This window comes from Nocardia sp. X0981 (assembly GCF_977089955.1).
This window is the reverse complement of the sequence record NZ_OZ372435.1, coordinates 911,594-933,728: the sequence shown is the minus strand read 5'-3', so window position 1 is coordinate 933,728 and position 22,135 is coordinate 911,594. Positions and strand designations below refer to the sequence as shown.

At 67.5% G+C, this 22,135-nt stretch carries 21 protein-coding genes; 13 read left to right on the top strand and 8 right to left on the bottom strand.

Going from position 1 to position 22,135, the window contains the following annotated elements; genetic code table 11:
- The first annotated feature begins 29 nt into the window (after positions 1-29).
- A complete protein-coding gene (locus ACYR7D_RS03975) occupies positions 30-2,105 on the top strand; it encodes a prolyl oligopeptidase family serine peptidase (protein ID WP_459548271.1) in 2,076 nt (691 codons plus the stop codon).
- A gap of 11 nt (positions 2,106-2,116) precedes the next feature.
- Here the strand turns inward: ACYR7D_RS03975 and ACYR7D_RS03970 are convergent, their stop codons facing one another.
- Together ACYR7D_RS03970 and ACYR7D_RS03965 are read right to left on the bottom strand one after the other, a co-directional pair.
- A complete protein-coding gene (locus tag ACYR7D_RS03970) occupies positions 2,117-2,977 on the bottom strand; it encodes an alpha/beta hydrolase family protein (RefSeq protein WP_459548270.1) in 861 nt (286 codons plus the stop codon).
- A gap of 46 nt (positions 2,978-3,023) precedes the next feature.
- On the bottom strand, positions 3,024-3,656 hold the full coding sequence (locus tag ACYR7D_RS03965) for a TetR/AcrR family transcriptional regulator (protein ID WP_459548269.1): 633 nt from the start codon (positions 3,654-3,656) through the stop codon (positions 3,024-3,026).
- A 245-nt stretch (positions 3,657-3,901) separates the two neighbouring features.
- On the opposite strand from ACYR7D_RS03965, the gene ACYR7D_RS03960 reads away from it, so the two are divergent.
- From ACYR7D_RS03960 to ACYR7D_RS03950, 3 genes are all read left to right on the top strand, one after another.
- Positions 3,902-4,588, top strand: a complete 687-nt coding sequence (locus ACYR7D_RS03960; protein WP_459548268.1) for a ZIP family metal transporter — start codon at positions 3,902-3,904, stop codon at positions 4,586-4,588.
- Positions 4,589-4,711: 123 nt separating this feature from the next.
- Complete coding sequence (gene lpdA, locus ACYR7D_RS03955) at positions 4,712-6,115, top strand: dihydrolipoyl dehydrogenase (RefSeq protein ID WP_459548267.1); 1,404 nt, start codon at positions 4,712-4,714, stop codon at positions 6,113-6,115.
- A 483-nt stretch (positions 6,116-6,598) separates the two neighbouring features.
- On the top strand, positions 6,599-7,003 hold the full coding sequence (locus ACYR7D_RS03950) for a hypothetical protein (protein WP_459548266.1): 405 nt from the start codon (positions 6,599-6,601) through the stop codon (positions 7,001-7,003).
- Here the strand turns inward: ACYR7D_RS03950 and ACYR7D_RS03945 are convergent.
- Positions 6,987-7,571, bottom strand: coding sequence for a carboxymuconolactone decarboxylase family protein (locus ACYR7D_RS03945; RefSeq protein WP_459548265.1), 585 nt, complete (start codon positions 7,569-7,571; stop codon positions 6,987-6,989). The genes ACYR7D_RS03950 and ACYR7D_RS03945 overlap by 17 nt on opposite strands.
- A 136-nt stretch (positions 7,572-7,707) precedes the next feature.
- The gene (locus tag ACYR7D_RS03940; RefSeq protein ID WP_459548264.1) at positions 7,708-8,400 is read right to left on the bottom strand and encodes a polysaccharide deacetylase family protein; all 693 of its coding nucleotides are present in this window, start codon (positions 8,398-8,400) and stop codon (positions 7,708-7,710) included.
- Between the two features lie 385 nt (positions 8,401-8,785).
- On the opposite strand from ACYR7D_RS03940, the gene ACYR7D_RS03935 reads away from it, so the two are divergent.
- Positions 8,786-10,057 carry a helix-turn-helix domain-containing protein gene (locus tag ACYR7D_RS03935; RefSeq protein WP_459548263.1) on the top strand — a complete coding sequence of 424 codons (1,272 nt, stop codon included), beginning with the start codon at positions 8,786-8,788 and terminating at the stop codon, positions 10,055-10,057.
- A 20-nt stretch (positions 10,058-10,077) separates the two neighbouring features.
- Here ACYR7D_RS03935 and ACYR7D_RS03930 read toward each other — a convergent pair whose 3' ends face one another.
- The gene (locus ACYR7D_RS03930) at positions 10,078-10,938 is read right to left on the bottom strand and encodes a patatin-like phospholipase family protein (protein ID WP_459548262.1); all 861 of its coding nucleotides are present in this window, start codon (positions 10,936-10,938) and stop codon (positions 10,078-10,080) included.
- 158 nt (positions 10,939-11,096) lie between these two features.
- Here ACYR7D_RS03930 and ACYR7D_RS03925 point away from each other — a divergent pair, with 158 nt between their 5' ends.
- From ACYR7D_RS03925 to ACYR7D_RS03915, 3 genes are all read left to right on the top strand, one after another.
- On the top strand, positions 11,097-11,474 hold the full coding sequence (locus tag ACYR7D_RS03925; RefSeq protein ID WP_459548261.1) for a VOC family protein: 378 nt from the start codon (positions 11,097-11,099) through the stop codon (positions 11,472-11,474).
- A gap of 172 nt (positions 11,475-11,646) precedes the next feature.
- A complete protein-coding gene (locus ACYR7D_RS03920; protein WP_459548260.1) occupies positions 11,647-12,516 on the top strand; it encodes a nuclease-related domain-containing protein in 870 nt (289 codons plus the stop codon).
- Between the two features lie 175 nt (positions 12,517-12,691).
- A complete protein-coding gene (locus ACYR7D_RS03915; RefSeq protein ID WP_459548259.1) occupies positions 12,692-14,518 on the top strand; it encodes an acyl-CoA dehydrogenase in 1,827 nt (608 codons plus the stop codon).
- Between the two features lie 55 nt (positions 14,519-14,573).
- Here ACYR7D_RS03915 and ACYR7D_RS03910 read toward each other — a convergent pair whose 3' ends face one another.
- Positions 14,574-15,047 (bottom strand): MarR family winged helix-turn-helix transcriptional regulator, encoded by a 474-nt coding sequence (locus ACYR7D_RS03910; protein WP_459548258.1) that lies wholly within the window; start codon positions 15,045-15,047, stop codon positions 14,574-14,576.
- A 55-nt stretch (positions 15,048-15,102) separates the two neighbouring features.
- Between ACYR7D_RS03910 and ACYR7D_RS03905 the strand changes: the two genes are divergently transcribed.
- From ACYR7D_RS03905 to ramB, 5 genes are all read left to right on the top strand, one after another.
- Positions 15,103-16,326: a multidrug effflux MFS transporter gene (locus ACYR7D_RS03905; RefSeq protein ID WP_459548257.1), complete on the top strand. Its 1,224-nt coding sequence runs from the start codon at positions 15,103-15,105 to the stop codon at positions 16,324-16,326.
- Positions 16,327-16,446: 120 nt separating this feature from the next.
- Complete coding sequence (locus ACYR7D_RS03900; RefSeq protein ID WP_459548256.1) at positions 16,447-17,637, top strand: inorganic phosphate transporter; 1,191 nt, start codon at positions 16,447-16,449, stop codon at positions 17,635-17,637.
- Positions 17,634-17,918, top strand: coding sequence for a hypothetical protein (locus ACYR7D_RS03895; protein ID WP_459548255.1), 285 nt, complete (start codon positions 17,634-17,636; stop codon positions 17,916-17,918). Before ACYR7D_RS03900 ends, ACYR7D_RS03895 begins: the two co-directional genes overlap by 4 nt.
- A 1-nt stretch (position 17,919) precedes the next feature.
- Positions 17,920-18,273, top strand: coding sequence for a DUF3349 domain-containing protein (locus ACYR7D_RS03890; protein ID WP_459548254.1), 354 nt, complete (start codon positions 17,920-17,922; stop codon positions 18,271-18,273).
- Positions 18,274-18,430: 157 nt separating this feature from the next.
- On the top strand, positions 18,431-19,837 hold the full coding sequence (gene ramB / locus ACYR7D_RS03885) for an acetate metabolism transcriptional regulator RamB (protein ID WP_459548253.1): 1,407 nt from the start codon (positions 18,431-18,433) through the stop codon (positions 19,835-19,837).
- 18 nt (positions 19,838-19,855) lie between these two features.
- Here the strand turns inward: ramB and ACYR7D_RS03880 are convergent, their stop codons facing one another.
- Both ACYR7D_RS03880 and ACYR7D_RS03875 read right to left on the bottom strand, forming a co-directional pair.
- On the bottom strand, positions 19,856-20,797 hold the full coding sequence (locus ACYR7D_RS03880; protein ID WP_459548252.1) for a hexose kinase: 942 nt from the start codon (positions 20,795-20,797) through the stop codon (positions 19,856-19,858).
- Positions 20,798-20,914: 117 nt separating this feature from the next.
- Positions 20,915-21,916 carry an XdhC family protein gene (locus ACYR7D_RS03875; RefSeq protein ID WP_459548251.1) on the bottom strand — a complete coding sequence of 334 codons (1,002 nt, stop codon included), beginning with the start codon at positions 21,914-21,916 and terminating at the stop codon, positions 20,915-20,917.
- Positions 21,917-22,135: the final 219 nt, after the last annotated feature.

Sequence of the window (22,135 nt, the reverse complement as noted above, 5' to 3'; positions counted from 1 at the left end):
GTGTGGTTCCGCTGGGTCACAATGGTCGGATGAGTGGTGGTGTACAGGACAGCGAGGCCGATCCCTATCTCTGGCTCGAAGAGGTCACCGGCGAACGGGCCCTGGATTTCGCCCGGGCACACAACGAGGTCGTGCTGGAACGGTTCGCCGCCGCCGACCGGTTCGATACGCTGCAGCGGCGGATCCTGGACATGCTCGACACCGACGCCAAGATCGCCTTTCCGGGACGGCGCGGGCAGTGGCTGTACAACTTCTGGCGGGACGCGCGGCATCCACGGGGGCTGTGGCGGCGCACCACCTTCGCGGAGTATGTGAAAGCCGAGCCGGACTGGGATGTCCTCATCGACCTCGACGCACTCGCCGCGGAGGAAGGGGAGAACTGGGTGTGGGGCGGGGCGGGCGTGCTCCGCCCCGAACAGTCCCGGGCGCTGATCAGCCTCTCCCGCGGTGGCGCGGACGCCAAGGTGGTGCGTGAATTCGACCTCGGGACACGGGCGTTCGTCGCACCCGCGGACGGCGGATTCTTCCTCCCGGAGGCGAAATCCCGGATCAGCTGGATCGATATCGATACGGTGTATGTCGGAACGGATTTCGGCCCCGGTTCCCTCACCGATTCCGGTTACCCGCGACTCGCGAAACGCTGGCGGCGCGGCACACCGCTGGAGGCCGCCGAAACCGTTTTCGAGGGCGCCGTGAGCGATGTCGCCGTCTCGGCCGGCTACGACCGGACGCCGGGCTACGAACGGCACTACATCGGCCGGGCCACCGACTTCTTCAACGAAGACGTGTTCCTCCTCGGGCCGGACGGTTCCCTGACCCAGCTGGAAACCCCCTCCGACGCCGACGAGTCGTGGTACAAGGACTGGCTGCTGGTGCGGCTGAAGTCCGCCTGGGCGGTAGGCGGACGCACCTATCCCGCCGGTGCGCTGCTCGCCACGAACTTCCCCGCATTCCTGGACGGGGAGAGACGATTCGAGGTTCTGTTCGAACCGGACGCGCACACCTCGCTGCACAGTTACGGCTGGACCGAGAATCATCTGCTGCTGGTGACCCTCGAGGATGTGCAGACCAAGCTGTACGTGCTCACCCCCGGGGAGGAAGGCTGGCGCACCGAACCGCTGGCCGATGCCCCGGCCATGGCCACCACCAACGTCATGAATCTCGACCCGCTCGAGGGCGGTGACGATTTCATGTTGATGACCAGCGGTTTCACCACACCCACCACACTGCTGGCGGGTTCGGTGGGCGCGGCGGTCACCGAATGGAAGCAGGAGCCGGCCTTCTTCGACGCATCCGGTATCGAGACCGAACAGTTCTTCGCCCGCTCCGACGACGGGACGATGATTCCGTACTTCGTGATCCGGCACCGGGACCACCGGGAGGGGCCGGCACCTACCGTCATGTCCGGGTACGGCGGTTTCGAGGTGTCGCGGACTCCCGCCTACAGCGGTGCTTCCGGGATGGGGTGGCTGGAGCGGGGCGGCACCTGGGTGATGGCCAATATCCGCGGCGGCGGAGAGTACGGGCCGCAATGGCATACCTCGGTCCAGAAAGCCAACCGGCACAAGGTGTACGAGGATTTCTCCTCGATTGCCCGTGATCTCGTGGCACGCGGGATAACCACCGCGCCGCAACTCGGCGCGGTCGGCGGCAGTAACGGCGGATTGCTGATGGGAGTGATGCTCACTCGCTATCCGGAGTTGTTCGGGGCGATCGTCTGCCAGGTACCGCTACTGGATATGCGGCGGTATCATCTGCTGCTGGCCGGGGCATCCTGGGTCGCGGAATACGGTGATCCCGATGTGCCCGAAGAATGGGCTTACATCAGCAGGTATTCGCCCTACCAGAAAGCGATGGAAACCGGGGCGAGCGCCGCGTATCCCCCTATTCTGCTCACGACCTCGACGCGGGACGACCGCGTGCATCCCGGGCACGCCCGCAAGATGGCCGCGTTGCTCGAGACGCAGGGGCATCGGGTCTGGTACCACGAGAACATCGAGGGCGGGCACGGCGGTGCCGCCGACAACAAACAGTCGGCGTTCCAGGCGGCCCTCATCTACGAATTCTTCACCCAGATGCTCGTCGAAGGCCGGACTTCGGTATGACCGTGTACCGGTCACCTGTCGCGTAACCACGTTTCGATCCGGTCGGCGACACTGCTCGGCTCCTGGATCCAGCCGTTGTGCCCGAGCCGCCGCGGCTCGTGCCAGGTGGTCTTGTCCGCCGCGGGCAGCTTGTCGAGGAGATGCCGGGCCGAGGCCCGGGGGGCGAGTTCGTCGCCGGTCATGGTGATGGAGAGTACGGGCAGTGTGAGGCGGGAGATCCGCTCCTCGTAGTCGATATCGGCACCGGCCGGGGCGAACCGGCCGGTGCGGGCCAGCCGGGCCCAGTCGGAGATCAGTACCTTCGACTGCCGGCCGAAACCGTTGGGGCCCAGTTTGTCGCCCGGCCAGACCCCGGCGAGATTGGCGGTGAGCGATACCGCGGCGGTGCCGACCAACACGCCCGGACCGAACAAGCCGCGGAAACCGCGGTAGTAGGGGGTGCCGGAGGCCACGAGAACCAGGCCGCCGAGCCGGCCACGTACCCGGGCCGCGTAGAGCACCGCCAGATGCCCGCCCATACTGTGGCCCAGCAGGTAGGGGGTACCGCCCGGAAAGCGATCCCGTACCACCTCGAAGATCGCCGGGAAATCCACCGCGGCGAGTTCGTGATAACCGTAGGAGCTGGCCGCGCTCGGTTTCGGCAGGCTGTCGCCGTTACCGCGCAGTTCGCCGATCGCGACATCCATACCGCGGCGGGCGAGTTCCCGGGCGAAGTACAGATAGAACTCGCCGGGTACCCCGAGTCCGGGAATCACGACCAGCACCGGACGCGGGGTGTCCGGAGCCACCGGGTGCCGGTGCGGGCCCGCGGCGGGGACCAGCCGCACCGGCACGGTGCTGCCGTCCGGCATCTGGATGGGAACGGTTTCCATCGCCTCGAGGCTAGCCGCAATACGGGGCGACCGGAAGCCGCCGCGTTCAGGCCCGGACGGCGCCGGCGATGATCCGGCTCAGTACGTGAATGACCTCGTCGAGCGGTTTTCTGGGCGCACTGCCGCTCCATTCCTCCACCACATAGTTGACCGCGCCGATGATCGCGAGCATGCGCATGTCGTAGTCGCCGGTCGGGATCTCGCCGTGCAGCGCCGCGTCCTCGGCGGCCTGGGCCAGCACCGCGCTCCAGGCGCGGCGCGATTCCGTGCGCATCTTCTCCATTTTGTTTCCGGCGCCGACGACTTCGACGAGCACGACCCGAGCCCGCCGCATATCGGTGCCGATGGACTGCACATAGGCCCGGATCGCGGCATCGATCCGGTTCAGCGAACTATCTTCGGCGCTGTGCTGCAGTGAGGCCAGCACGGCGTCTCGGGATTCCCGGTCGATCAGGGCGAAGAGTTCCAGAAGTAAGGATTCACGGCCGGTGAACTCCTCGTAGAACTGGCGCGAGGACAACCCCGCGTCTTTACAAATCGCGCCGACCGAACTATTGGCATACCCGTCGCGGGCGAAAACCGTCAGGCCGGATTCGAGAAAACGCGCGCGTCGCTCGCGTTGCCGATCTTCTACGGGCTGGCCGGCGTACCTTCGTCCCGAATTCGCTTCCTGTGACATCGCGCCAGACAATACCGAAAATCCGGCCCCTCTCATCATCGATGGGCTCTTTCGTAGCGCACCGGTAGCACGCTGGGCGTTTGCCGAGAGTTGGCTACTCGCAGGTCCGGTCACGGAGGGGGCAGTCGAATCGGACAAATATCCGAACCGCCCGCGCGGCTTTATTTTAGAGGGAAATTCTAGAATAATTTCTTTCGGTCCGGCACGAGCTTCGCAATAACCCCATAACACATAGTGTTCACCTTATGGGAACCGCACTGCTGTATGGGCTCGGTACGGCAATTCCATTGGTGATCGGTGCGGCCATCGGCCTGCGCACCACATTGCCCGCCCCATTGCTCGCCTCGCTCATGGCCTTCGGGGCGGGCGCCATGATCGCCGCGGTCACCAACGAATTGTTCGAACCCGCCTTCGTACAGGCCGGAGCGGTGACGGCGGGTCTGGCCCTCGTGATCGGCGCTGCCGTGTACGTCGGCGCCGACCGGCTGCTCGAGCGGCGCGAGGGTGCGACCGCGGTGGGGTGGGCGCTCATGCTGGGCACGGTTCTCGACGGTGTCCCGGAGAACACGGCACTCGGTGTCTCCTCGGGTTCCGGTGGTGGTCTGGCTCTCCTCGTCGCCATCGCCGCGGGAAATGTGCCCGAGGCGATCGGCGGATCGGCCATCCTGCACCGGCAGCGCGATATCGCCCGCGGCAGAGTGTTCCTGCTGTGGGTCCTGACCGGCGCGGCACTGGTCGTGGTGACCGTCGCCGGACACGGGCTCTCCGATCACCTCACCACCACCCCCATCAGTGCCATCCAGGCCTTCGCCGGCGGCGCCACCGTCGCCGTCCTCGCCGATTCGCTCATGCCGGAGGCGTATCGGGAGGGCGGCTGGTGGGTGGGTATCGCGACGTCGACCGGGTTCCTCGTAGCCTTCCTGCTCGGTTGAGGCCGGGTATCCGGTACCCGGCCGGGCGAACGCTGTTCGCGGGATCCGGGCCTTCCGGTGTGCTCACCACCGGGAGGCGGGCGGGTGGCCCTGCCCGAAGTGAAGAGAGTTAGGCTCGACATCGTGACTTCCCACTACGATGTCGTCGTTCTCGGTGCTGGTCCCGGCGGTTACGTCGCCGCGATCCGCGCCGCTCAACTCGGCCTGCGAACAGCGATCGTCGAGCAGAAATACTGGGGTGGCGTATGCCTGAACGTGGGCTGCATCCCCTCCAAGGCGCTGCTGCGCAATGCGGAGCTCGCTCATATCTTCACCAAGGAAGCCAAAACCTTCGGCATCACCGGGGAGGCGTCGTTCGATTTCGGGGCGGCCTACGACCGGAGCCGTAAGGTCGCGGACGGCCGGGTCAAGGGCGTCCACTTCCTGATGAAGAAGAACAAGATCACCGAATACGACGGCAAGGGGTCGTTCACCGGACCCAACGAGCTTTCGGTCGAACTCGGCAAGGGCGGGACCGAGTCGATCACCTTCGACAACGTCATCATCGCCACCGGCACCGTCACCAAACTGCTGCCGGGCACCTCGCTGAGCAAGAACGTGGTCACCTACGAGGAGCAGATCCTCACCCGCGACCTGCCCGGTTCGATCCTCATCGTGGGCGCCGGCGCGATCGGGATGGAGTTCGGGTACGTCCTGCGCAACTACGGCGTGGACGTGCGGATCGTCGAATTCCTCGACCGGGCGCTGCCCAACGAGGACGCCGATGTCTCCAAGGAGATCACCAAGGCGTACAAGAAGCTCGGCATCACCATCACCACCGGAGCCGCGGTCCAGTCCATCGACGACGACGGCGCCAAGGTCACCGTCGCGATCAAGGACAACAAGTCCGGCTCGGTCGAGACCGTCACGGTCGACAAGGTGCTGCAGGCCGTCGGCTTCGCGCCCCGGGTGGAGGGCTACGGGCTGGAGAACACCGGCGTCGAGCTCACCGACCGCGGCGCCATCGCCATCGACGACAATATGCGCACCAATGTGCCGCATATCTACGCCATCGGCGATGTCACAGCGAAACTGCAGCTCGCGCACGTCGCGGAAGCGCAGGGCGTGGTGGCGGCCGAAACCATCGGCGGCGCGGAAACCCTGACCCTCGGCGACTACCGGATGATGCCGCGCGCCACCTTCTGCCAGCCGCAGGTGGCCAGCTTCGGGCTCACCGAGCAGCAGGCGCGGGACGAGGGCTACGACGTGAAGGTCGCGACCTTCCCCTTCACCGCCAACGGCAAGGCGCACGGTCTCGGCGATGCCACCGGTTTCGTCAAGCTGATCTCGGACAACAAGTACGGGGAGCTGATCGGTGGACACCTGATCGGCCCGGATGTCTCGGAACTGCTGCCGGAGCTCACCTTGGCGCAGAAGTGGGACCTCACGGTCAACGAACTGGCCCGCAATGTGCACACGCACCCCACTTTGAGCGAAGCCCTACAGGAGGCCATCCACGGACTGGCCGGGCATATGATCAACTTCTGATCCATTACGCGGGGCGCGTGAATACCCGCGAGCCGGCCCGGCGCGGTGATACCGCGCCGGGCCGTGCGCTTTCCGGGGACCCGGCGACCACGGGTTGCCGGGTGGCCATCGCACCGGCGGCTCGCCCACCGTTGCCCGGTCCGGTAACGGGTTTCGCGATGCCAGGAGTTTGCGGAGGTTTTCCGGGCCGCCGCTTCCGGACAGGCGGTACCGAGCTCTTCTCCGCGGCGAGAAGCCGAGTAGGGCAGCGTCACCGAGCGGTTCATACCCCGACGCCCGCCCCGAGGAGAACCTCGGCGGCGATATCCGCCATCGCCGCGTTCGCTGTAGTACGGTTCACGCTTCGATCCGCCATTCGATCCCGGCGCGGCGATTCGCCGCCACCATCGGCAAGGCTCCGCTGACCTACGCGACCCGCTGGCGAATGATCCTCGCCGTACCGCTCGCGTCGCCTCGCGCCGTGCCGCGGGATATATTCCGGCTGTGTCTCCTGATTCGCCGGCTCGCCCGCCGCGAGCGGCGGTCGTCATCGCCTCGCTGCTGCTTCTCCTGATCGCCGTGACCGCGATCTTCGCCGATACCCAGCTCGTCCGTTCCGAGCGGGTGCGTATCGAAACGCAGCCGCGGACCATCGAATACGACGGGTCGCTCTACCATGTGGGGCTGGTGCGGCGCGAGAGCTGGCTGTTGCGCCGCCGTCTCGCCGACGAGGTCATGGTCGGTCGCGACCCCGGCCTCGGGTACGGGCATCCGGTGTATTTCGAGATCCTCGGTGACCGCGACCCGGAATTGGCGGCAGTGCACTGGCGCGCGGAGGGGGTTTCGGTCCGGTTCGATTCCGGGCACGAGATATTCCTTCCGGCGGCTTCGTTCACCGGTGGCCGTTAGCGGGTCCGGCCGGACGCCCTGGCCGGAACTCGTCGCGCCGGATGCGCAGGGTGGTGATGGTGGATGCCAGACCCTCGTATTGATTGACCAGCAGCACGATTTCGATCAACCGGCGATCGTCGTAAAAGTTGGACAACCGATCCCAGGTGTCGTCGTCGATATCGCGCTGCAGAACCAGCTGGTCGACCGCGGTGAGCAGGGCCCGGTGTTCATCCGTCCAGCCCTCGGCCTCGGCTCCGACGCGGATCCGCTCCAGGATTTCCGCGGTGATACCCGCCCGGCGGCCCAGACGGATGTGGTGATCGGTCTCGTAGCCGCATTCACGCAGATGGGCGACCCGAAGGATCACGAGTTCGCTATCGAAACGGCGCAACCGCCCGGCGGGCATGAGCATTCCGGAGAAATGCAGCCAGCCGCGGAACAGCCGTCCGGTACGACCGAGCGTGCTGAACAACTGCGCGTCCGCGGTACCGGAAGCGCGGGAGAGCACCTGCCAGAGCACCCAGTTGACCGGCCCCAGCTCACGCAGCCGGCCGGGCGTTATCCGTGGTCGCGACGGCGAAACCATACGTGCACCTCTCGAGTGGGATCGGTCTTCCCGCGCCGATCGCGGATATCGCTCGCGGCGCCGTTTCGAACCTACTCGCCGGGGGTTCGTCTCGCCCATCGCCGGTCGCGGCGTTTCACGACCGTGGTGCGCCGGTTCACGCGAACAGTTCGGAGACGGTGACGAAGCGGTATCCGTCGGCGCGCAGTTTCGCGACGATCGGCCCGATGGCGGCACGGGACGCCCCACTTCCGTACATGGTGTGCAGGAGGATTATCGAACCGGGGCGGACTGCCTCGACCGTGGCGGCCACGATGTCGTCGGTGGAGCTGTTCTCGGTCTCCGGTTCCACATCCCAGGTCACCGTGGTGCGGCCGTGATGGGCCAGATAGTTCGGTAGTGTCCACAGCTTCTTGCCGTACGGCGGGCGAAAGGTGATCTCGCCCTGATACCCGGTCCTGCGGATCTCGGCATCGGTTCGCTCCACCTCGTCGGCGACGGTTTCCGGCGAAACCAGCACCATGCGCCGGTGCGAATAGGTGTGGTTGCCGATCTCGTGGCCGGCCGCGGCGATGGCGCGCCCCAGTTCCGGCCGGGCGGCGAGATCGCGGCCGTTCAGATAGAAGGTGGCCGGGATATCGGCGGCCGCCAGGATATCGAGTACCTCGCCGGCGCGGTCGCTCGGTCCGTCGTCCAGCGTGAGGGCCACGATCTTCTCGTCGGTGTCCACCCGGTCGACCAGCTGACCGGTCAGTTGCCAGGTTCGCGAGTTCATCGCCAGATAGCCGCCGAGCATCAGGACCAGTACCAGAACGAGGCCGGTCGCCGCCCCGGCCATCCATCGCCGCATCCCAGCTGTATAGCAGGAGCCGGATACGGTCGCCACTTACGCAGGCCGGTGCTCCGCGCACCGGTTCCAGGGTCCTCGGCGGTGGGGTCGAGCCGGATTTCCGGGCGGGAAACCATAGGCCCGAAATGGCGTTCCGGGAATTCGCGAAAAAAGGAAACCACTTCTGGGGCAGGCGAATCCTGGCTAGGATCGGCGCAAAGTCGGAGAAGTCCTACGATGGCGCACCGAAGGAGCCGTGCATGTACGAACCGGTGCCCCCCGCGGATCCGCGCGGTTCGGGAGCCGCGGCAGACCTCGATCCCCGGTCACCCGGCCGCGTGCGCGCACTGTCCGTATGTCCCGCCCCGCTGTTTCCGGGTGGTGGCGCAATACAGGGCGTCCGCGGGTGACCACGGATCAGGGGTCGGGAATCGGTCGTAAGATCGCCTACTATCGCTCACGAAAAGGCCTGTCGCAGCGAGATTTCGCGCCGCTGATCAAACGCTCCGAAGCCTGGGTGTCCCAGGTGGAGCGCGGTGTCCGGCCGGTGAAGGCCCTCGATGTGCTGGAACGGATCGCCGAAGTCCTCGATATGCCGGTCGCGGAGCTGGTGCCGAGCGCTCCCGTCGCCCGCGCCGCGCGCATCCCGCAGGAGGCCGTCGGGCTGCGCCGGTTGCTCACCGCCGATCACCCGCTGCGAGCGATGATCACCGATGGTCCGGTGGATTTCGATGCGCAGCGTCTCGCCGAAGCCGTGGAGAGCGTCTGGGCCCGTACCCGGCAGGCCCGCTACGGTGATCTGCTGCGCCTGCTCGAACAGCTGGTTCCGGAACTGGAATCGGCGGCTGCCCGCGACGGTGCGTCCCGGGCAGCCGAATTGCTGGCCGAGGCCTATGCGGCGTTGGGTATCGCGCTGGCCGACCTGCAGCAGTTCGATGCCGCCTGGGTGGCCGCCGAGCGTGCGATGGCGAAGGCGCAGCGCAGCGCCGACCCGGTGCTGGTGGCCGCGGGTGCCTACCACCTCACGTTGATCTTCCAGCGTGCCCAGCAGCTCGCCGAGGCGGAACATATCGCGTCCACCGCATGCGCGGCACTGGCGGAACCGGCCGGGCCGGCCGACCCGCGTGCTCTCTGTGTGTACGGCGCGCTCACCCTGCAACTGGCCGTCATCGCGGCGAAGACCGAAGACGCCGACCGGGCTCATGAACTGCTCCACCGGGCCCGGGAGCTCGCCGCGGAGCTCGGAACGGACCGCCGCGACCATCACACGGTATTCGGGCCCACCACCGTCGACCTGTGCGAAGTCGGCGCCGCGGTGGAACTCGGCGATGCCGGAACCGCGATCAGGCTGGCCGGCAAGGTCGACACCGACCGGCTTCCGGAGACCGACCATGCCCGGCTTCTCCTGTACGTGGCCCGGGCCTGGGCCCAGCGGCGTAGCCCGGATCGCGCTCTCACTCTGCTGTTGCGGGCCGAAGAGCTCGCACCGGACCAGGTGCACAACTATCGTTCGGTCCGGTCGACGACCACGGACCTGCTCAGCATGGATCCGGGTACCCCGGGTCTCGCCGAATTCGCCCAGCGGATCGGTATCGACGCTGCGTTGATCCAGCCGGCCGGCCGCGCCGGGAATCCTCGCGGCGGCCTGCGGGCCGCGCGCGGCCCCCGGGCGATCTGAGCGCGGGTTCGTCCCGGCGGCTAGGCGGACGGTCCGGCCGGCCAGACATCCTTCAGTTCGGCGGCCGCCGGCCCGGCCTGGCGGAGCCCCGATTCGTAAGCGGGGCCCAGGGCGGCGCTGGCGAACAGGTCGGGGCCGAATGCCGCGACGGCGATGTCGTCGGGGCCCACGGAGATCTCCCGGGCCGGGCCCAGGTCGCGGTCGGCGCGGGTGCGGGGATACACATGTGCCAGCGGTTCCATGATGACGATCACGTCGTAACCCACGGCGAGATCGGCGTTGATGGTGGAGCGCACGCCGCCGTCGATGTAGTGCCGGCCCGCGATTTCGATCGGGGGGAAGACACCGGGGACCGCGGTGCTGGCGGCCAGTGCCTCGACCAGGGTCGCGGCGCCGCCGCGGGTCCAGGCGGTGAGCGTGCCCGTACCGATGTCCACGGCCGTGACCAGCAGTTCGCGTTCGGGCCAGTCGGCGAATCCGACCAGGGAGCCGATGCGGTCCAGATGAATCGCCGGATCGCCGGTATCGGCGCCCATGGCCAGTTCGCCCACCCGCTGTAGTACCAGCTCCCGGTCCTGATCGATATGGCGCAGGAGTGAGGAGATCTCGAGCAGTGGGGTGTAGTCGCGGCGGACCGGTTCCGTCGGTTCGGCGGGTTGCGCCCGGGGCGCCAGCAGGGTGGACAGATCCGCGTCGGCCGCGATGACCGAGCCCACTATCGCGCCGGCCGAGGTGCCGATGATCCGGTCGGCCAGTGAGAGTTCGATTCCGGCGTCCCGTAGCCCGGTGGCGAGTCCGGCGAGCCAGGCGATGCCGACGGGACCGCCGCCGCCGAGTACCAGTGCGATCGTGGGTTTTTCGGGCGCCAGAGCGTCAGACATGGCTGCAGGTTAGCCAATGCGGACGGTGTGCGCTCGCAACCTCCGGCCGGAGTTCCGTAATCCGGGTGTGCGCACTGTGACGTATGTCATGAGGTGCGGCGAGCTCGGATCGGGTAAAACTACGTACAGCATACGGTGTTTTTTCCTACGGAGGTCGCATGCGCATCACCGAAACAGCTATCTCTCTCAACGTCGCGGATCCCGCCGCTTCGGCGGCGTTCGTTACCGAACACCTCGGATTCACCGAGCGCATGTCGGCCGACGGATTCATATCCCTGGGGCATCCCGAGGCGAAGGTGAACCTCATCTACCTGCGCACCGGCCTGTCCACGTTCAAACCGGCGCGTATCGCCGGACCGGCGGGCGACGGTCTGCTCGTCGTATTCGTGGTGGACGATATCGATACCGAATACGCGCGGCTGTGCGCGGCGGGCGTTCCGATCGTCACCCCGATCGAAACCGAGGAATGGGGTGAACGCTACTTCCAGACAACCGATCCGAACGGCATCGTCTATCAGCTCGTGCAATGGGTGTGAATCCCCCTCGGCGCGCCGTACGGGCCTCAGGGGGCGGGACACGACCCGGCGATTCCGAATTCACCTGAGACGCCGGCCGAATGAATGGTACGAAAGGGGCTGGCGGGTCGTGACCGACACGGGGGTCGGTCACGACATGGGGCGTTACGACACACGGCAGAGGTAGAGCACGATGCTGGTGAAGGTCGACGATCGGGCGGAACTATCCGCGGCCGAACAGGAATTCGTGGAAAGCCTGCGGCATCTGCCCACTACCGGGCTCGCCATCGTCGACCTTCGTATCGGCACCCAGCGCGGAACCCGGCAGATCGGTGCGGTGGTCTGGACACCACAGGGTGTGCTGGTCATCGAGGTGGTCGGCTTCCGGAGCCGGCAGAGCGGAATGCTGATGGTCTCCCCGGACGGGCCGTGGCGGGTGGGTGACGCCCCGGCCGATCTCGACCTGGAATTCGGCGGCGATCCGGTGCGGCGGCTGGAAAGTGCCGTGCGGGAGGTGCGGCTGACCTTCGAACGCGCCGATTACGACCCCGGACAGTTGTGCGGTGCGGTGGCATTGATCCCCATGCGGGGCGCGGTGTTGCGGCCGGGCCGGGAAACGTTGCGGCCCGGGGTCGATGTGGTGGTGGGAAATGCGGTAGAGGTGACCGAACTGCGTATTTTCCTGGAGAACTTCGCTCCCGGACCGCCGCGCTGGACAGTAGGGCGGGTCTGCGCCGCGACCCGGGCGCTCACCGGCTGGGCGCCGGACCGCGCGGAACTGATCGCCGCCGGGTTCACCGACAAACTGCCCGAGGCGCCGAAACCGCCGCGGGAACGACCGAGCTGGCGTCGCCCGGATTCGGGGCGTACCGAGGACCTCCTCGGCTGGGTGGTACTGGCCGTCGCGGTGGTGGGCGGGCTCGTCGTACTCACCGCGATCATCGGGTCGCTGCTCGCGGACGGACCTTCCGCCGAGCCGGCCGCGCCCACCACCACCGTGGAGCCGGCCGTGCCGGGTCCGGCCGGCCCGGTGGAGTGCTGGCCGTTGCAACCCGGCTGTTGAGCGTTCCCGGCCGGGTCGGGTGGCCGCGGCGCGGAAGCCCCCGGCCCCGACCGCCGGGGGAGACTGCAGTTGCGTATCCGGTGCCGAGTCGGGCACGCTGCTGTTCGTACGATGTCAAAAAAGCCTGTATCAGCGCGGTCGCCGGGCCGCCACGGCACAGACCAGGAGGACAACCGTGGGTCACTACCAGGCGAATCTGCGCGATATCGAGTTCAATCTGTTCGAGGTTCACGAGCTCGGCAAACTGCTCGACGCAGGCGCCTACGGCGATCTCGACACCGATACCGCGCGCGAGATCCTCGCCGAGGTGAAACGCTTGGCCGAGGGGCCGGTGGCGGAATCCTTCGCGGCCGCCGACCGCGAGCCGGTGGAATTCCGGCCGGAGACGCATTCGGTTGTCGTCCCGGAACCCTTGACCAAGACGGTGCTCGCCATCCGCGAGGCCGGATGGAATCGTCTGGGCAAGCCCGAGGGGATGGGCGGTATGCCCGCTCCGGCGGCGCTGACCTGGGCGGTCAACGAGATGATCACCTGTGCCAACCCGGCGGCGGTGTTCTTCGATATGGGCGCCGCGATGGCCCAGGTGCTCTACGAGATCGGCAACGAGCAGCAGAAGCACTGGGCCGCGGCCGGTTTCGAACGGCACTGGCAGGGCACCATGGTGCTCACCGAACCGGATGCGGGCTCCGATGTCGGCGCGGGCCGCACCAAGGCGGTGGAGCAGCCCGACGGTACCTGGCATATCGAGGGCGTGAAACGGTTCATCTCCGGCGCCGACGTCGGTGATACCGCGGAGAACGTCTTCCACCTGGTGCTGGCGCGGCCCGAGGGCGCGGGACCCGGTACCAAGGGGCTGTCGCTGTTCTACGTACCCAAATACCTGTTCGACCCGCAGACGCTGGAACCGGGTGAGCGCAACGGGGTGTATGTCACCAATGTCGAGCACAAGATGGGCCTGAAATCCTCGCCCACCTGTGAGCTGACCTTCGGTGGCGACAAGCCCGCCGTCGGCTGGCTCGTCGGCGACACCCACAACGGTATCGCCCAGATGTTCAAGGTGATCGAGAACGCCCGCATGATGGTGGGGGTCAAGTCGAGCGGCACCCTCTCGGCCGGATACCTGACCGCCCTCTCCTACGCGAAGGAGCGGGTACAGGGCGCCGATCTGACCCGGATGGCGGACAAGACGGCGCCGCGGGTGCCCATTACCCACCATCCCGACGTCCGGCGCAGCCTGGCCACCCAGAAGGCGTACGCCGAAGGCCTGCGCGCGGTGTACCTCTACACCGCGATGCACCAGGACGCCGATGTCGCGGAACTGGTCTCCGGCGCGGATGCCGAGACGGCCCACCGGGTGGACGATTTCCTGCTGCCGATCGTCAAGGGCGTCGGTTCCGAGCGGGCCTACCAGTACCTGAACGAATCTCTGCAGACCCTGGGCGGTTCCGGATATCTGCAGGACTATCCGATCGAGCAGTACCTCCGCGACGCCAAGATCGACTCGCTGTACGAGGGCACCACCGCCATCCAGGCCCAGGACTTCTTCTTCCGCAAGATCATCCGGGACAAGGGCGTCGCTGCCGCGCATATCTTCGGCAAGATCTCGGAGTTCCTGGACACCCCGACCGGACGGCTGGAAGCCGAGCGGGCACTGTTGCGGACCGCGCTGGGCGATGTGCAGGCCATGGCGGGATCGCTGAGCGGATACGCCATGGCGGCCCAGTCGGAGCCCGCCGAGCTGTACAAGGTGGGTCTCGGTTCGGTGCGTTTCCTGCTCGCGGTCGGTGATCTCCTGATCGGCTGGTTGCTGCTGGCGCAGGCCGAGGTGGCGGCGGCGGCCCTGGCCGCGGAAGCCCCGGAGAAGGACCGGCCGTTCTACACGGGCAAGGTCGGGGTGGCGAGCTTCTTCGCGAAGAACATCCTGCCCACACTCACCGCGACGAAGGACGTTATCGCCGCGCTCGATACCGACATCATGGAACTGCCGGAGGAAGCGTTCTGAGCGCGGTGGCCGGCTGAGCCGGTCCGGGCGCCCGGACCGGTATCGCCCGCGGACCCTACGGGCGCCGGTTCGCGCGAGGGGCGGCGGGTTCGCCGCCGAGAGCCGCGGCGAGTGCGCGTAGCGCCCCGGTCGCGGCGACCAGGGTCTCGCGGTCGGCCGGGTCCATCCCGGCCAGCGCGTCCAGTACCAGGGCGGTGCGGACGGCTTCCACTTCGCGGGTGTGCGCTGCGGCTTCGGCGGTGGGCCGGATCCGGCTGCACCGGCGATCGGCGGGGTCACGTTCTCGCTCGATGAGCCCGTATTCGGCCAGCTGCCGCAGGGTGACGCTCATATTGCTCGGTTGCATACCGGTCAGCGCGGCCAGTTCGCCCGGCGCGGCGCCCGGGTTGTGCACGATGAACCGCAGGGCCTCGAACTGGGTATCGGTGAGCGGCCGGGTGCCGGTGAGGCGCGGCGTTGCCCGGCGAACCGCCCGAGCGACCCCGCGCAGGGCGTTGTCCAGCTCACGGAGGTCCGAGTTATCGCTCACGGGTCCGATGATAACTTATGTATTCATAAATAATCATCTGGGAGGAGGTGCCGGAATGCCGATCGAGAAGCGGCCCGGAGTATCGGGAGCACTACTGGTGGTGCTGGCGCTGTTGTCGGCCGCCGCGCCGTTCGCGGTGGATATGTACCTTCCGGCCTTCACCGATCTCGCCACCGATCTGAACACCACCGCGACCAGCGTGCAGCTCACGCTGACCACGTTCCTGGTGGGGCTGGCGGCGGGGCAATTGCTCATCGGACCGCTCTCCGACCGGTTCGGCCGGCGCAAACCGCTGGTGCTGGCCACGGCGATCACCGTCGCCGTCACCGTCGTCTGCGCGGTGGCGCCCACCATCTGGCTTCTCGTGGCCATGCGCTTCGTCCAGGGGCTGACGGCGGCGTCCGGCCTCGTGATCGGCCGGGCGGTCGGTGCCGACCGCACCGAAGGCGCGGCCACCGCCAGGATCTTCACCCTGTTCTCGGCCATCGGCGGGATCGCTCCGGTGGTAGCGCCGCTACTCGGCGGCGTCCTGGTATCCGCCGGTTGGCGTGCCGAATTCTGGGCGCTGAGCGGAATCTTCCTGCTGATGTTCCTGGGCGCGCTCTTCGTGGTGCCGGAATCACTGCCCCCGCAGCGGCGGCACACCGAGGGCTTCACCGGCACCCTGCGCGGGATCGGGCGCATCGGATCGGACCGCGGCTACCTCGGCTACATCTTCACGTTCGCCCTGGGCTTCGCGGGAATGATGGCCTACATCTCGGCCTCCCCCTTCGTGATCGAGAACGTGCTCGGGATGTCCAACCGGGCGTACACGATCGTATTCGCCACCAATGCGGCCGGTATGGTGCTGACCGGGGTGGTCGTCTCCCGGCTGGTGGGGCGTTTCGGGCCCGGGCCGATCCTGCGCACCGGGCAGGCGGTGATCCTCGTGGCCGGGACCGCGCTGCTCGTCGTGCTGATGGCCGGGGTACCCGCGGCGTTCGTCCTACCGGTGCTGTTCGTGCTGGTGGCCGCCACGCCGACGGTCATGGGCACCGCGAGCGCCCTGGCGATCGGCCGGGCGCGCCACGCCGCCGGTACCGCCTCGGCGCTGATGGGGGCGCTGCAGTTCGCATTGGGCGCGGTGGTCTCGCCGCTGGTCGGCCTGGGCGGCTCCGGAACCGGCCTGCCGATGGGTGCGGTGATCGTGGTCTGCGCATGCCTGGGCATGATCGCGCGCCGGGTGGCGGTGGCCGCCGGCGAGCCGGTCCGGCCGGAGCGGCAGCCGGTCGATGCCTGACTCGCCCGTATCCGGTCCACGAGGCATGTTGCCGGGAGGCTACACAGGTGAACGGCATATTTCCCGGCCGTGTGGGCCCGGGCGCCGGGAAGACGGCCCTCATGGCGGAGAATGCAAGACGTGACAGGTGAGCTGCTGATTCTGCTGGTTGTCATCGTCACGGCATTGGCCTTCGATTTCACCAACGGGTTCCACGACACCGCCAATGCCATGGCAACCTCCATCGCCACCGGGGCGCTGCGTCCCAGAATCGCCGTCGCACTGTCCGCGATCCTGAACCTGGTGGGCGCCTTTCTCTCGGTAGCGGTGGCGGCGACCGTCGCCGAGGGAATCGTGCGGCTCGACGAGGTCTCCGGGCACGCGCTGCTCATCATCGTCTACGCCGGTCTGGTCGGCGGCATCCTGTGGAACCTGCTCACCTGGCTGTTCGGTCTGCCGTCGAGTTCCTCGCACGCACTGTTCGGTGGCCTGATCGGCGCCGCGCTGGCCGCGCTCGGATGGAACGGTGTGGTGTGGGCCTCCGGCGACAGCGGTGTGCTCAACAAGATCGTGGTTCCGGCCCTGCTCGCTCCGGTCGTCGCCGGGATGGTCTCCACCATCGGCACCTGGGCGGTCTACCGGATCACCCGGGGGGCCGATCCGGCCAAGATCACCACGGGCTTCCGCTGGGGGCAGGTCGGCTCCGCCTCGCTGGTATCGCTGGCGCACGGCACCAACGACGCGCAGAAGACGATGGGTGTCATCTTCCTGGCACTGGTCGCCTACGGCGAGCTCACCCCGGACGCGGCCATCCCCATCTGGGTGATCGCCGCCTGCGCGGTGGCCATCGCGGCGGGTACCTACCTGGGCGGCTGGCGGATCATCCGCACTCTCGGTAAACGCCTGGTCGATATCGAATCACCGCAGGGGTTGTCCGCGGAGTCGGCTTCGGGGGCGATCATTCTGACCTCGGCGCATTTCGGCTTGCCGCTGTCGACCACACAGACGGTTACCGGTGCGATTCTCGGCGCCGGCCTCGGTAAGGGCGCGGAGGTGCGCTGGGCTGTCATGGGCCGGATGGCGGTGGCCTGGCTGCTGACTCTGCCCGCCGCGGGTCTTGCCGGGGCCGTCTGCTGGGCGCTGGCGCACTACCTCGGTGGCCTCACCGGAGTGCTGCTGGTCTTCGCGCTACTGATCGGGCTGGCGCTGCTCATGTATCTGCGTTCGCTGCGGGACAAGGTGTCCAGCGAGAATGTCAACGATCCGTCCGGCGTCGCCCCTACGCCGGCCCGGCCGGAGTCGGTCGGGCGGTCCGCTTCGGAGGAGACATGATGTCCACTGTTCTGGCGAATCTGAGATCTCTCGGGGAAGTGATGCTGGCGGCTCTGGTGCTCGGCGCGGGACTGCCCATGGTGTTCGCCGTGGGGGTGCGGTTGTGGTCGACCGCGGAAACCGTGGTCCCCGGTCGTGCGGCACCGCGCCGGATGGCCGCGCGGGCAGGGGCCTACCTCTGTCTGTGCACCGTGGTGGCGGTGGTGGCGGCGGGGGTCCTGTTCGTCGCCAAGGCGTTTCTCGCGCATCGGCTCGGTCTCCACCTGTTCGGGCAGGCCTGAGATGAGCGCCGGGAACACATTGCCGCCGGAGCGATCCGGTTTGCTGGCCCGGATTCTCTCGTGGCTGCGTGCCGGATATCCGAAGGGGGTGCCGCGATCGGATTACGTCGCATTGTTCGCGGTACTGCATCGGGACCTGACCGATTACGAGGTCGTGCTCGTGGCCGAAGAACTCGTCCGGGACCGGGGCGACGAGGAGATCACCCACGCCGAGATCGAAGCGGCCGTGGCTCGGACGGCCCGCGAACAGGCCGGCCCGGACGATATCGCCCGGGTCGCCTCGCACCTGGCCGCCGGGGGCTGGCCGCTGGCCTCGCCGCTGGCCGAAACGGAGCCACCGGACCGGGACCGATGACGGCGCCGCGGGTACGGGCCGGTATCGTCGTCCGGCTACGGCGCGAGTAGCCGGACGCGGACCGGCTACCGGTGGTGATGCGTCGCGCGGCGCACGCTCCTGCAATTCTTGCTAACCCGCTCTATCGCAGCGTGCGAACTCGCCCTAAACTGGACGTATGGCCAAGACCTACGTCGGCGCCCGGCTCCGGCAACTACGGACCGAACGTGGATTGAGCCAGGTGTCGCTGGCTCAGCAGCTGGAAATATCGGCCAGTTATCTCAACCAGATCGAACACGATGTGCGGCCCCTCACCGTGCCGGTACTCCTGCGGATCAGCGAGGTTTTCGGGGTCGAAGCGACCTTCTTCTCCCCGCAGGACGACACCCGGCTGATCGCCGAACTCCAAGAAGTGGTCATGGACCAGGAGCTGGGCATCGAGGCCGACGCCCGGGAGATCGCCGAGATGGTCTCCGCCCATCCGAGCATGGCCCGCGCCCTGGTCAATATGCACAACCGCTACCGCAATACGAGCGCCCAGCTCGCCGCGGCGACCGAGGACCGATTCGCCGACGGCTCCGGCAGCGCCACGATCAGCAAACCGCACGAAGAAGTGCGCGACTACTTCTATCAACGACAGAACTACATCCACCAACTCGATACCGCCGCCGAGGAACTCGCAAACAGGATCCGCTTCCACAACGGTGATCCGCACAGCGAGATACCGAAGGTGCTGCGCGGCTACGGGGTGCGCATCATGGAGCGGATCGACCTCGGCGAGGGCGTGCTGCACCGCTACGATCCGGAGAACCAGGTACTCGAGATCGCGCCGCATCTGTCCGGTGGGCAGCGGCTGTTCAAACTGGCCGCCGAACTGGCCTACTTCGAATGCGGGCAGCTGCTGGAGAAGCTCGTCGACGAAGGAAACTTCTCCGGGCCGGACGCACGCAAACTGGCCATGCTCGGGCTCGCGAATTATTTCGCCGCCGCCACCGTGCTGCCCTACACCTACTTCCACGAAGTGGCCGAGGGCTTCCGCTACGATATCGAGCGCTTATCGGCGTTCTTCGCCCAGAGCTACGAGACCATCTGCCATCGGCTGTCCACTCTGCAGCGACCCGAGCTACGCGGGGTGCCGTTCTCCTTCGTGCGGGTCGACCGGGCCGGGAACATGTCGAAGCGGCAGAGCGCCACCGGTTTCCACTTCTCCTCCAGCGGCGGTACCTGCCCCCTGTGGAACGTCTACGAGACCTTCGCCTATCCGGGCAAGATCATGACGCAGATCGCGCAGATGCCGGACGGCCGGAAATATCTCTGGGTGGCCCGCACCGTCGAACGTCGCGCCACGCGATACGGGCAGCCGAGCAAAACCTTCGCCATCGGACTGGGCTGCGAGCTCCGGCATGCGGCGCGGGTGGTGTACGCCGAAGGTATCGACCTGCGGGAGGCCAACGCGACACCGATCGGCGCGGGGTGCCGGGTATGCGACCGGGCCAATTGCCCGCAGCGCGCATTCCCGCCGCTGGGCAAAACCCTGGACATCAGCGAACATCGGAGTTCGGTCTCCCCGTATGTGCTGAAATGAGCACGGCGCGCGGCCGGCTCAGGTGTCGCCGGCTCCGCGCGCCGGTGCCCCGATCTCCGAGACGAGCACCGTGGGCGCCAGATGCCCGCGCAGCCGCCGGTCGATCTCGCCGGCCACCGGGATGACCACCGACGCGGCCGATGTGGCGACCGCGTCCACCAGAATGGCCGGCCAATCCGGAGCATCCGCGCCGGCCAGCGCCGCGATCACCGCGGCGGTGACGGGATCGCCTGCCCCGGTGGGGTTACCGGTCAGCGATTCGGGCAGCCGGGCCTCCCACGCGCCGTCCGGGGTCACCGCCACCATGCCCCGCGACCCGCGGGTGATGATCACCGCGCCCACCCCCCGGGCCACCAGCGGCCGCGCCGCGGTGACCAGTGCCTCCGGGGTTTCGGGCCGGCACCTGGTGAGAGATTCGAACTCGTCGAGGCTGGGCAGCAGAACGACTCCCGGAACCCGGGCCGCCATCCGCAGCGCCGGTCCGTCGAGATCACACACCGTGGGCACTCCCGCCTCCAACGCGGTCTCGGCGATACGCGCGGGCAGTCCCGGATCGATGCCCTCCGGTAGCGATCCGGCGATCACCAATCCCGCGATATCCGGCAGCATGCCGGACACCCGGACCTCGAGCTGTTCGGAAGCATGCGGGTTCGACACCCGTGCTCCGGGTTCCCGCAGCGCGGTCGCGGTGCCGGTATCGGATTCACTGATCACCACCGTGCGCCGGACCCACGGCAGCGCGTGCACGAAATCCACCGGCATCTCCGCCTCCGCGGCGGCGGCGAACGCGTGATCGGCGAATCCGGTGGCCCGGGCGTACCGCCCCAGCTGGTTGAGCACCCGGGTCACATTGATGCCCTTGCCGCCGAGCCGCTGCTCCACCGATCGCACCCGGTGTGCCTGCCCGCAGGCGAAGTTCTCGACGCGGTAGGTCACGTCGTAGGCGGGATTCATTGTCACGGTGAGGATCACGAGAACAACTGTCCACGAGAGCCGGTTCGGCGCAAGGCCCACCGGCTGGGTTGCGAAGGTGATTTCGGTCGCGGATACGGGCGGCCGGATATCGAGCGGGTGCGCTCAGATCGCCGCCTCCGCCGGAAAAGGCACGGTGATCCGGCCGAGCCTGCCGTTACGCGCGGCCACCATCTCCGCCGCCACCGCGAGCGCGATCTCGGTGGCGGTGGCGGCGCCGATATCCATACCGGCCGGTGAGTGCAGACGAGCCAGCTGTGTCTCGTCGAAGCCCCCCGCACGCAGGTCCTCGAGACGGCGCGCACTGGTGACGGCCGAACCGACCGCACCGATATAGCCCACCTCGGACAGGCGCAAAGCCACTGTGAGCAACGGGATCTCGAACTGCGGATCATGGTGGGCCAGCACGATGCCGGTGGAGGAATCGATCTCCCCGTCGGCCACCAGGATGTTCAGGTAGCGATGTGGCCAATCGCAGACCACCTCGGCGCCGGGGAAGGACTCCGGAACGGCGAAGGCGGCCCGCGGATCGCAGATCGCTACCCGGTAGCCGAGCAGCTGCGCCTGAGCCGACAGTGCCGCGGCCACGGTGTTGGCACCGAAGACGACCAGCAGCGGAGGCGGGGCGAAGGACGCGACGAAGATATCGGATTGTGGTAGCGAGACCAGTTCTGTCGCGTGCCGTTTATCGGTGATCAGATGCTGACCGATCATTCCGGGTTCCGGGTTCCAGACAACGGTGAAAACTGTCACCCGGCGGTGTTCGGCGATTTCGGTGGCAATTGTCGGGAATTCCGGAAAATGCCCACGAGAGAACGGTTCGGTGAACACGTCGATAATGCCGCCCTCACCGCCGGCGTCGGCGCGGGGCACGGTGAGCCGGTGCAGTGCGCGCTGACCGGTGCGAGCCGAACGCAGGGTGGCCTCGTAGACGGCATCCTCGATGCCGGTGGACGCCATCGACCCGTAGATCATGCCGTCGGGGTCGACGAGCAGGGCAGTTCCCACCGGGACGTCCACCAGACCACCGGTGCGCACGATGGTGGCCAATCCGCCGGTCCGGCCCGAACGCCATACCTGCAGCAGGTCGTCGACGATGTCCCGCATCAACAGCTCCGATCCCATCGTGCGACGGAGGGCGGGCGCTCACCATCGGCACCCGTCACCGCTGACCGCGCACGTGACGGACACCCTAGCGTTGTTGGGTGCGAATTTGGCGCACCTGCGAAAAACTCGTCGGACGAGTATGGGAATGGCCGGCCGAGTGTTGTGTGCCGGCACAGCGCCTTTCTGGGCATATTGTGAAATTTTGCTGATCGGGGACAG